This is a genomic window from Streptomyces sp. NPDC052043, assembly GCF_044548235.1.
GTDB lineage: Bacteria > Actinomycetota > Actinomycetes > Streptomycetales > Streptomycetaceae > Streptomyces.
In genome coordinates this window covers 323,892-333,465 of the sequence record NZ_JBIUBT010000011.1, presented here as the reverse complement: position 1 = coordinate 333,465, position 9,574 = coordinate 323,892, and the positions used below count along the sequence as shown (strand labels likewise).

General features: G+C 66.7%; 11 protein-coding genes and 1 pseudogene. 3 read left to right on the top strand and 9 right to left on the bottom strand.

Going from position 1 to position 9,574, the window contains the following annotated elements; genetic code table 11:
• Window positions 1-324: 324 nt before the first annotated feature.
• The gene (locus ACIHCX_RS27360) at window positions 325-1,200 is read right to left on the bottom strand and encodes a sigma-70 family RNA polymerase sigma factor (protein WP_400033910.1); all 876 of its coding nucleotides are present in this window, start codon (window positions 1,198-1,200) and stop codon (window positions 325-327) included.
• Between the two features lie 86 nt (window positions 1,201-1,286).
• Here ACIHCX_RS27360 and ACIHCX_RS27355 point away from each other — a divergent pair, with 86 nt between their 5' ends.
• Window positions 1,287-1,745, top strand: a complete 459-nt coding sequence (locus tag ACIHCX_RS27355) for a carboxymuconolactone decarboxylase family protein (protein WP_400033908.1) — start codon at window positions 1,287-1,289, stop codon at window positions 1,743-1,745.
• A gap of 1,244 nt (window positions 1,746-2,989) precedes the next feature.
• On the opposite strand, the gene ACIHCX_RS27350 is transcribed toward ACIHCX_RS27355, so the two are convergent.
• The 5 genes from ACIHCX_RS27350 to ACIHCX_RS27330 all read right to left on the bottom strand — a co-directional run bounded on the left by ACIHCX_RS27350 (window position 2,990) and on the right by ACIHCX_RS27330 (window position 5,971).
• Window positions 2,990-3,487: a hypothetical protein gene (locus ACIHCX_RS27350; protein WP_400033906.1), complete on the bottom strand. Its 498-nt coding sequence runs from the start codon at window positions 3,485-3,487 to the stop codon at window positions 2,990-2,992.
• A gap of 242 nt (window positions 3,488-3,729) precedes the next feature.
• Window positions 3,730-4,263: an AAA family ATPase gene (locus ACIHCX_RS27345; protein ID WP_400033949.1), complete on the bottom strand. Its 534-nt coding sequence runs from the start codon at window positions 4,261-4,263 to the stop codon at window positions 3,730-3,732.
• A 700-nt stretch (window positions 4,264-4,963) separates the two neighbouring features.
• Complete coding sequence (locus ACIHCX_RS27340; protein ID WP_400033904.1) at window positions 4,964-5,290, bottom strand: DUF1048 domain-containing protein; 327 nt, start codon at window positions 5,288-5,290, stop codon at window positions 4,964-4,966.
• Between the two features lies 1 nt (window position 5,291).
• On the bottom strand, window positions 5,292-5,648 hold the full coding sequence (locus tag ACIHCX_RS27335) for a DUF1048 domain-containing protein (RefSeq protein WP_400033902.1): 357 nt from the start codon (window positions 5,646-5,648) through the stop codon (window positions 5,292-5,294).
• Window positions 5,645-5,971: a PadR family transcriptional regulator gene (locus ACIHCX_RS27330; protein WP_400033899.1), complete on the bottom strand. Its 327-nt coding sequence runs from the start codon at window positions 5,969-5,971 to the stop codon at window positions 5,645-5,647. Before ACIHCX_RS27330 ends, ACIHCX_RS27335 begins: the two co-directional genes overlap by 4 nt.
• Window positions 5,972-6,050: 79 nt before the next feature.
• Between ACIHCX_RS27330 and ACIHCX_RS27325 the strand changes: the two are divergent.
• Window positions 6,051-6,200, top strand: a pseudogene (locus ACIHCX_RS27325) (transposase); the annotation flags it as partial.
• Window positions 6,201-6,290: 90 nt separating this feature from the next.
• Here ACIHCX_RS27325 and ACIHCX_RS27320 read toward each other — a convergent pair.
• The 3 genes from ACIHCX_RS27320 to ACIHCX_RS27310 form a co-directional block, all read right to left on the bottom strand.
• Window positions 6,291-7,349, bottom strand: a complete 1,059-nt coding sequence (locus tag ACIHCX_RS27320) for a phosphotransferase (protein ID WP_400033897.1) — start codon at window positions 7,347-7,349, stop codon at window positions 6,291-6,293.
• 95 nt (window positions 7,350-7,444) lie between these two features.
• On the bottom strand, window positions 7,445-7,831 hold the full coding sequence (locus ACIHCX_RS27315; protein ID WP_400033895.1) for a hypothetical protein: 387 nt from the start codon (window positions 7,829-7,831) through the stop codon (window positions 7,445-7,447).
• A 193-nt stretch (window positions 7,832-8,024) separates the two neighbouring features.
• Entirely contained in the window at window positions 8,025-8,738 is a 714-nt protein-coding gene (locus ACIHCX_RS27310; protein ID WP_400033893.1) for an HAD family hydrolase, read from the bottom strand.
• A gap of 368 nt (window positions 8,739-9,106) precedes the next feature.
• Here ACIHCX_RS27310 and ACIHCX_RS27305 point away from each other — a divergent pair, with 368 nt between their 5' ends.
• Window positions 9,107-9,550, top strand: coding sequence for an HIT family protein (locus ACIHCX_RS27305; RefSeq protein ID WP_400033891.1), 444 nt, complete (start codon window positions 9,107-9,109; stop codon window positions 9,548-9,550).
• Window positions 9,551-9,574 lie beyond the last annotated feature (24 nt).

Sequence of the window (9,574 nt, the reverse complement as noted above, 5' to 3'; positions counted from 1 at the left end):
GCCAACTTCGCCCGAGCACGGTTCACTTCATGTGCGTCCACAACGTCCAACATGCCCCAAACAGGGCCGAGAAGACCTAACGGAGCCCTACTAGGTCATGTACGCGCTTCTCCCACGCTGCGTATGACTGCGCCATCCCCGCATCCTGGCACGCTGACCGTCGCGTACCGTGACCGCGCGGACGACGAAACAGTGCTCATCAAGCTCACGCGCGACCAGGCATTCGTCCCGTCTGACTGAGGTTTCCGCAGAGGCTGACTTCGACGTATCTGCGGGATCAGGTGTGGACCGCTTCGAGTATGCGCGGCTGTCGCCGGTAGGGAGTCACACCGGGTCCGGCAGGTCCATGAGCGCGAGTTTGGCCGGGTCGACCACGGCGGTGATCTCGGTGATGTGGCCGTCGACGACGGTGAAGGCGAGGAGGGACAGCGGGGTGCCGTCCTTGCTCCAAGAGATGACGCCTGGCAGGCCGTTGACGGCCGCCGCATGTCCTCGTGCCGCGCTGCCGGCCACTCGCGCGCGGGTGGCGACTTCCGTGGCTCCGAGGGTGACGAACGCGCCGTTCGGAGTGTGGACGGTGAACTTCACTTCGGGGTGGAGAACTTGCAGCAGCTGCTCGAACTGACCGTCGCGGGCCGCGGCCAGGAAGGCTTGGACCACCTCGCGTTGTTGCCGTCCGACGCTTACCGGCTGCTGGGCGGCTTGTACTTTCCTGCGTGCGCGGCTGGCAAGCATTTTGGTGGCGTCGGCGGATTTGCCGAGAATGGTGCCGATCTCACCGAAGGGCACGGCGAACACGTCGTGCAGCACGACCGCCAGTCGTTCCTCAGGGCGCAACGAGTCGAGGACCGTGAGAAGCGCGAGGGCGACGGAGTCCCCGAGTGCTACAAGGTCTTCCGGAGCGGGAGCGTCGTCGAGCGTCACGGTGAATTCGGGTAGCTGGTCGTCGAAGGAGACTTCCGGGCGCGTCCGGCCCGACCGCAGGACATCGAGGCTGATGCGGCCGACCACGGTGGTCAGCCAGCCGCCGAGGTTGTCGATGGTGTCGGTGTCCTGGCGGGAGAGACGCAGCCACGCCTCTTGGACCACGTCTTCCGCGTCGGCATGTGATCCGAGCACGCGGTAGGCGACGGCGCGGAGCCGGTCACGGTGGGACTCGAAGGCACCGGCGATCGGGTCCGCGGGATGGGTGCCGGCCATGTTGTTACCTCCCTGGAAGCTGCTCCGTCATAGGGATGACGCGATCCGGCGCCGCAACGTAACCCGATGAAGGAGAACGCTCCCACATGGAAAACCGCCTCAAGAACAAGAACACGAACAACCCCGACGTGTGGACCGCGATCCAGCACCTCCAGAAGGCGATCGCCGCCGGGGGCGTCGATCCGAAACTGCTCGCGCTGGTCCACCTGCGCGCCAGCCAGATCAACAGTTGCTCGGCGTGCGTCTACGCCAGTGTCGCCGGGGGAAAGAAGGCCGGTGACACCGACGAGCGGCTGCACAACGTAGCGGCGTGGCGTGAGGCACCGTTCTACACCGATGCAGAGCGCGCGGCGCTGGCACTGGCCGAGGCCGCCACCCGGTTGCAGGACGGTGCGCAGGGAGTCACCGACGAGATCTGGGAAGAGGTCAGCGCCCATTTCACCGAGGAGCAGATCGGCGCGATCAACCTGGAGATCGCGCTGACCAACTTCTTCAACCGGATCAACCGCACCATCAAGGAACCGGCCGGCAGGACCTGGGGCTGAGCCCAGCGTGGTCTCACCCACTGAGGCTTCCCCAGCGAAATGATCCTCGAGTGGGCCACGGGGCCGGGCAGGCGTGAAGCCCCTTCTAGGACTGGTCTGCAAAGATCACGTCCGCTCGAACCAGAAGCCTCACGTTGGTCACCTGTGCTGCCGCGCTCGACGTCCCACGCCACATCGTGGAGTTCCTAGCCCGGCTTCTGGCCACCCCCCGGCGCGAGATCGGCACGCCGAAGGGCTCTCGCGCCCTGGGCCCGTTCCGCCAGGCGGTACTGGTGCTGCGCTGGTTCCAAGAACGCGGCTGCGTGCACTGCCTGGCCCGGGACGCCGGGATCTCGCAGGCCACCGGCTACCGCTACCTCCATGAGGGCATCGGCGTGCTGGCCGCCCAAGTTCCTGATCTGCGCGAGGTGTTGACCAGAAGATGCGCACCACAAGCCTCTTCGCCCTCCCAACACCAAAGTTCGGTCTCGCAGGCGGCGCAGGTTAGGGCTGCTCGCCCTACCCGCGCTGCTGAGCGACGCCCCAAGGCGCCGTACTCAGGCCACGGCCCAGGGCGCCGTGCTCAGTCCCGGCACCCCGGCCGACGAAGCCCGGCCACGGTCCCACACAGGGTCTGTCGCCGCGGAAGACGATCCCCCACAAATGTCCTGCCGTCAGATTACCCACCGGAACGGAGACCTGACCGACAAGGCTGATCCCATACACCGACTCAAGCTGCCTGATAATCCCCATCAGCGCCAAAGAGTCGAGACCATAAACCTCCATGGGCAGATCAGCGACAGGCACCACGTCAGTACCCAGACCAGGCAGATGCTGCCGCAAAATCGCCTCAAACCCCGCATCCCACAAAACAGCGGCCTTCGACAGACACCCTTCCCACAAGCAGGCGAGCGGTCCACGCGAGGAATCACGCGCTACCCCAACAATGCCCCCCACCACTCGACCACCCCTGGAGAGACAGTAGGCCACCAAACCCACCCAAACGATCACCCAAGCGTTGCAGCCGTCGACGACACCGCAACATCCCTGATCGACGAGAACAACAACTCCTCCAACCAAAGCACGACCTCCTCCACGACCCCGAACTGTCACCCCAACCACCCTGACCACGAGCCAATTTCGAGCGACATCGCCAACTGCCCGAAGAAGCTCAGCTGTCACTCAGCGCGGCCGCATCACAGAAGCAGAGCCAGAACCCGAGTATTGACAGCACTCCTGGCTGTGTCGTGTGAAAGTGACGGCGATCAGCAGGTTCGCCGGCTTCGTTCCTCGGCTTCGGCCGGGGTGTCGTAGTAGCCGGGCTGCGCGATGAGGACGGAGCTGAAGTAGTAGCCCCGCTCTTCCTCCGGTTCATCGTCAGCTTCGAAGGGACGCCAGAACTTCAGCAGCAGATCGGGGGCAACGAACGAAGCGGGATCCTCTGTATCTGCCTGAACCGCGGTGCGTTCGCGCATGAGTCTGACGACCTCGCGCGCCGGCAAGGAGAACACGTCCAGCTTGCCGAACATAACCCGGTCCGTCGCGGCGACCGGGCCTTTGAATTCGATCGCTTTCAGTTGACCTTGCATGCAGTGAATGCTGATCATCAGCCCGCTCGGACGGAAGATGTGCTGTCCTGGCCGGTCTGAATCCGACAGCGAGGAGATGTCGCGGAGCGAGTCCAGGGCGGCGTTGGCCGCTTGCCGAGGCATGCCGATCCGCAGGGGGCCGACTCCGACAGGAGGAGCAAGGTCAAAATCCATGCAGACATGGTGCCAAAGGGCACTGTCAGCAGTGGATGGACTTCACTCGGTACGGACTTCGCTGGTCAGCCTCTGCCCGGTGCTGCTCGCGGGGCGGGCAGAGAGGTCCTGAAGCCCGCAGGGAGGTCCTGAAACCCGGTCAGCCGGCCTCCGCCCGGGCTCGGGTGCCGGCGAGGCGGTAGAAGTCTGCTCCCGTTTCGATGACGGTGCTGCCGAATCAGCGCATCGCAACCGTGCTCCGGTCAGCGGTCCACGGCGGGCAGGTGGGCCAGGCCGGTGTCGAGCATGATGCGGTCGACGGTCTCGTGCAGGGCGCTGTCGGCGCCGATGACGGTCTCGATGCCGCCGGGCAGCAAATCGCGCGGCCGGTACCAGTCGCGCAGCTGCCTCTTGCTGACGTCGTCGGCGATCGGCTTGGTGGCATGCCGAGCGAGAGTTTCACCGAACGGCACGTCCAGGTAGTAGCCGTGGGTCGGGCCGCGGTGGTCGGCACGCAGCGCCGCGAGCATGTCGCCGTAGTGGTCGGCGTAGAGGATGCCTTCGACCACGACATGGAATCCGGCGTTGAGGGCGTAGCGGGCGGTCAGGTCGATCAGGCCGATGTTCGCGGCGCCGGGCCGGTCCCGCTCGCGGAGCACGATTCGGCGGAGGTTGTCCTGGCCGACCAGGGCCAGGCCGCGGCCGAACCGCTCGCGCAGGCCGGCCGCGACGGACGACTTCCCCGAGGCGCTGTTGCCACGCAGGACGACCAGCCGGGTTTCTTCAGTGCCCACCATCACGGCGGTCACGCTACCGGCGGCGGCCGGTGACAGCGTCTGGGGCGTTCTGAGGACGATGGTCTCTCGCGGCTGTTGCATGAGGGAGCATCGTCGTCGCCCAGACAGGTCGCCTGCCCCTACGGCGGCCCACAGGCCCGGGGACCGCTCGCGGCGCCGGTCCGGGTCGTCGACGCCGATCCCGTACCAGGGATCGCGGCGCTGAAGCCGGCGCAGGGTGTTCCCCCACACCGTGATGGTGATGCGGTGCATGACGGCGGTGTCGAGCACATGTTCTGCCTTGCCCGCCAGGACGACACGGGCCTCCTTCGCGAGGCGGGCCTGGGGCATGCTGCCGTTGTCGATCTCGAGGAGGCGGACCACGCTGGTTTTGGCCGGCGCGGCGACTTCGCTGAGCTGGGATACGGCGCTCGTCGCGCCGCAGCAGCCGCGCGGCTACCACCACCAGGCCGTGGTCATCGAGCCGCGCGAGTTCCGCCGGGGTGGAGCGGCAGCCTCGCCGGGGGGGGTGACCGTCCAGCGCACTCGGGCGCTTGTGCATGTCCCGGTAGAGGTAGGTAAGGCCGTTCAGAACGCCAGCCTGCTCGACCACCTCGGTGGACAGGATCCGCGGTGCCGGCCGGTCGGCACCTGTTCGCGCTGCGCCGAGGTGAACGAACCGCGCGTGCGGGCCACGCCCTCCGGCAGGGGGCGGTGGGCGTTACTTCTCGGCCGTGTCGGGTTCCCCGCTGAGGGACGCCTGGTAGACGTCCGCATGGGTGGGAGAGTCCTTGACCAGGTCGTCGCAGAAGGCGGCGACGTCGTCGCCGATGAGTTCCAAGACCCCCTTGCCCGCGGCGACGCCCTCCTCGAAGAAGTCGACGATCCCAGGGAGCAGGGGCCCGTCAGGCAGGTCGATCGGTCCGACCTTGAACAGGTACCTCTGCATCTCCTTGTAGACGATCTGGTAGTCCGCAGGGAGCGCCTTGACCCGAGCCATGTGTGCCCGCCACTGCTTCTTGCCCTCGATGATGTCCTGGATGCCCACGTCAGCCTCCCAGCCGGCTCAATTTCCTGGCGACGTTCCTGTTCAACTGCTCGCGCCACCGGTCGCGATAGGTTCGAGCTCCTTCTCCACCGGCCAGCGCCGCGCAAAAGCCTTGGATGTCGTCGCCGAGCACCTCGTGGACGCTCTGCCCGTCCGCCGCTGCTTCTTCGAGCAGCCCCAGGGCGGCGTCGAGGATCGGCGTCAGGTTGCGGCCGGTGAAGTCCGCACGGGGGAAGAGGTGGCCCTTGATCTGTTCCCACGCCGCCCGGCAGTCGTCCGGCAGGGCCTCGGCGCGAGCATCGAACGCCTTCCATTCCCTGGTGAGATCACTGCCTGTGACGGTCTCCCAGAAGTTCATCGCCCGCCCTCCTTGAGCCTGTCGATGCGTGATGAGACGTACTGCCATTTCGCCCAGAACTTCGCGAGTTCCTCGCGTCCGGCGTCGTTGAGCGCGTAGAACTTGCGCGGCGGACCGACCCCGGACGGTCGTTTCGTCACCTGGACGAGTCCGTTCCGCTCCAGTCGCAGCAAGATGGTGTACACCGTCCCCTCGATGACGTCGACGAAGCCGAGCTCGTTCAGCTGACGGGTGATGGCGTACCCGTAGGTTTCCTCACTGCCGATGATTTCGAGCACGCACCCTTCGAGCGTGCCCTTCAGCATCTCCGTCAGGTCGTCCATCGCGGGTCCTCCTCAACACCCTCGGTACTGCGTGCCACCGAGCACTGCTATACGGTATCACCGAGTAGCGGAAAAGGGGGACACGCCTGATGAGACGCTGTTCGCGGCGATCGTCTACGTGCTGGTCAGCGGCTGTGCCTGGCGAGCCTTGCCACCCTGCTTCGGCATATCGGAGTCGACCGCCCACCGCAGGTTCCTGATCTGGTCGAGAGCCGACGTCACTGCTCGACCGTCGCAAGGACGGCCGGACCCGCCGCTGGTGCTCGCGAAAGTGTTACCGCTTGTCCCGCGGCTGGCCTGAGCAGCCGAAGAAGAGGACCTAGTACCAAGGGCGGGCCTCATGCGTGGGCAGCGGACGCAGTCTTGGCCAGCGTTCGAGCAGGCGGCCGGCCAGGTCGGAGCTGAGGCGGCCGACGGCGTGCAGGTGATCGTGGTCGCGGGTCATGTCGGCGACCACGCCCAGGCGGTGGACGAGCCGCTCACGAGCGGAGACGTAGCCCCACTCGAAGTCCTCGGCAGGCACCCGGGCGAGCTGGTCGACCGTCCCGCGGTGGGCCCGCTCGACGAGCGCGTCGCCCTGGATCAGCCAGCCTGCGCACGCGTCGGCGAGGTCACCCGGCACGTCCTTCCCGGTGAGGCCGCGCCAGGTGGTCCGGTAGACGTCCTCGACCTCCGTGAGCGGGGCCGCGGTGACCGACATGGCACACCAGCAGGTGGGGAAGCCGATCCGGAAGTAGGCGAGTTCGATCAGGCCGTTGCCGAGCGAGGCCCGCTCGAAATCGACGAAGCGGACGCCGTCGGCGGTGCGCAGATCATTGCCGGGGCAGGGGTCGCCGTGCAGCAGCGCATGGTGCGGGGTGGGGTCCAACCGCTCCAGGAGACCGGCGAGTTCATTGGGAACCGTGGACGGTACCGGCACGTCGAGCGCCCTGGCCAGGGTGAGGAAGGACTCCACGTCGGTGGCCGTGGGCCCCGACCAGACCGGTAGTGCGCCCGCGTCGGCGGGCCCGGTCAGGGCGTGCAGCCGGGCGAGCGACTCGGCGTACCCCGGCATCCAGTCGTCCGTCTTGCCGAGGTCGTCCAAGTGCTCGAGGACCATCACCCGCGAGGACAGGTCCGTGGCGAGCACCGCGGGAGCCACGGCGGGACCGGAGGCCCGCCCCGCCAGGTGCAGCCCGGCGACCTCCCGCGCGAAGCGCGTGTTCGCGTCGGCGCCCGTGTCCCCGCCGTCGGTGATCTGCTTGACGATCACCAGCCGCCGGTCGGCCAGCCGCACCCGCCACACTCGTGACCGCGGACTGCTGTCCAGGAGTGTGGTGTGCTTGGGGGTGCCCACGGTGGAGAGCAGCGCCTCATTGAACGGAACTCGGTTCAGCATGCCGACGAGCGTAGCCGTAGCTTCGTACGCGCGAGCGCCCTAGCAGCCGACCACCGAGCACGGCCCCAGACGACCGGCACTGAGCCAATCAACCTTCACTGAGACAAACCATCAAGCATCAATTTTCGCTGAGACGGAAGTAGATCAGCGCAAATCGTTTGAGATCGCATCAACCTTCCCTGAGGCAGGTCAACATCGATTCGGCGGACGTGCGCGGCGCCGCCCTGGCGGCCCTGCGCGGCTGGGCCGCCCGCCGCGACCGCCTCGCCGCCAACCGCGCCGATCTCATGGCCGCCGCTTGGTGGGCGGGCACCCGCACCGTCGCCGAACTCGCCCGTGCCGCCGACGTCTCCCGCGACACCGTCTACGATCACCTGCGCGCCCGCGGCATCGAACCAGCCGAGAAGACCGCCGAACCCGCCGGCACCCTCCCGCCCTACGCGCCGCTCACAGCCGAGCCCGTGCGGGAACTCGCCCAGCATGCCTGGTCCCTGGTGCGGCCCGCGATGGGGCCGCCTCCGGGCGGTCGGTGTGTGCGAGCTGTTCCGCAGGCAGCAGCCACACCCGTGCTGCCTCGGCGGCGCGCGGCCGCTCAGTCGGCCCCATGCCGAGTTCTCTGCCCGTGTCGAGCAATCGTCAATAGTTTTGGGCGGCCTGGCCTTGATGAGGGCCGCATCAGTTGAGTACCGCGAGGCGGGTAGGCAGGTCGAAGATCGATGAGAGGCGTGCCTCGTCAGGTATTGCCACTTGACGGCGTGGGTCGATGAGGAGCGAGCGGATTCCGACCTGTGAGGGGCCGCGGTAGTCGGCGTTGTAGGTGTCACCGACGAATACGGCGGCGGCGGGGTCGATGCGAAGTTCGTTCAACGCGGCCATGTAGATCTTGGGGTGTGGTTTGCGCCATCCGACCTCGAAGGAAGTGACCACCGCGTCGAACAGCTGCCGCACTCCCATCTCTTCGAGGTGTCCCGGGAGGAGTTCCGCGTCCTGGGTGTTGCTCACCACGGCGAGCCGGTATTCAGCGGACAGCGTGGTCAGCAGGTCACTGATGCCTGGCAGGTGGTGCACCCCCTTGTCCCACTCCGACAGGTAGGTCCGCAGCAGCAGGTCGGTGTGGGCGCTGGCTGGTGTGCGGCCCAGGACGTCCCGCAGGAATGCCGTGCCGATATCGGTCATCGTGTACTCGCGGTCATCGAGGTCGCTGAGCTCGTCGAATCGCGCTGATGTTTTCGACCATGCCTCCAGGAAATTGTGGTAGGTCAACGCGGCCCCCAAGGCCCGGGTGATTTCATAGGACCGGGTGAAACCCTGCTCGGTGCGGCTGGGTGAATAGCTGACCAGGGTGCCGAAAAAATCGAACAGGACGTGAGTGACACGGGGGCCGGACATGGCGGCTCCTCTCAGCGCTTGGCCTCGTACGGTTCAGTATCGGATGAAGGGAGCCTCACCGGGTCTCCCGGCGCGGGTGCGGTCACCAGCGTCCTGGCACCAGGCCTGTTCGGCCAGATAGAGCCGACGGTCGATCAAAGCCCTGCCTCTGCTGGACGCGTAGGCGAGGAACACGCAGACCTGGCAACACCGGAACCTCGACGCCGCGCCCGGTGTCGTAGTCGGGTCGAGTGCCCTCCCCACGCCGACGCGGGGGCCAGGCACGCAGCCGCTGAGTGAGTCCACTTGGGTGAAATTCGCTCGCGCCTGTGTGCTGCTTCTGATGTTGTGAGCGGCACGGGGCAACTGGGGCCTTGAGGGGGCATGCTGTGCCGGACGACGGATGCATCTTTTGTGCAATAGCGAGAGGTCAGGCGGACGCCAGCATCGTCCACGAAGATGACTCAGTGATCGCCTTCATGGATCTCCAGCCTGTCACTCCAGGCCACTTGCTGGTCATCCCCAAGGCGCACGCGGTGGGCCTGGACGATCTCCAGGAGGACGCCGGCGTCCAAGTCTGGAAAGTGGCGCATCAACTCGGACGCGCACTGCGCAGGTCAAGCTTGCGATGCGAGGGCGTCAACTTGTTCCTTGCGGACGGCGAGGCAGCCTTCCAGGAAGTCTTCCACGTTCACCTCCATGTCTTCCCCCGCTTCGCAGGTGACCCATTCCGCATTGATGCTGACTGGCGCGTGCAGGAGCGAGACCAGCTCGACAAGACGGCTGCTGCCGTCCGTCGCGGCCTCGCTGCCCTCGACGTTGGCCCCCATTGACGACCGTCGCTCTCCGGGACACGG

Bases quoted from the DNA above. Each gene is read 5' to 3' on its own strand.
- ACIHCX_RS27360 (WP_400033910.1), bottom strand. From the start codon at position 1,200: ATGGCCGGCACCCATCCCGCGGACCCGATCGCCGGTGCCTTCGAGTCC.
- ACIHCX_RS27355 (WP_400033908.1), top strand. From the start codon at position 1,287: ATGGAAAACCGCCTCAAGAACAAGAACACGAACAACCCCGACGTGTGG.
- ACIHCX_RS27350 (WP_400033906.1), bottom strand. From the start codon at position 3,487: ATGGATTTTGACCTTGCTCCTCCTGTCGGAGTCGGCCCCCTGCGGATC.
- ACIHCX_RS27345 (WP_400033949.1), bottom strand. From the start codon at position 4,263: ATGGTGGGCACTGAAGAAACCCGGCTGGTCGTCCTGCGTGGCAACAGC.
- ACIHCX_RS27335 (WP_400033902.1), bottom strand. From the start codon at position 5,648: ATGAACTTCTGGGAGACCGTCACAGGCAGTGATCTCACCAGGGAATGG.
- ACIHCX_RS27330 (WP_400033899.1), bottom strand. From the start codon at position 5,971: ATGGACGACCTGACGGAGATGCTGAAGGGCACGCTCGAAGGGTGCGTG.
- ACIHCX_RS27320 (WP_400033897.1), bottom strand. From the start codon at position 7,349: ATGCTGAACCGAGTTCCGTTCAATGAGGCGCTGCTCTCCACCGTGGGC.
- ACIHCX_RS27315 (WP_400033895.1), bottom strand. From the start codon at position 7,831: ATGCTGGGCGAGTTCCCGCACGGGCTCGGCTGTGAGCGGCGCGTAGGG.
- ACIHCX_RS27310 (WP_400033893.1), bottom strand. From the start codon at position 8,738: ATGTCCGGCCCCCGTGTCACTCACGTCCTGTTCGATTTTTTCGGCACC.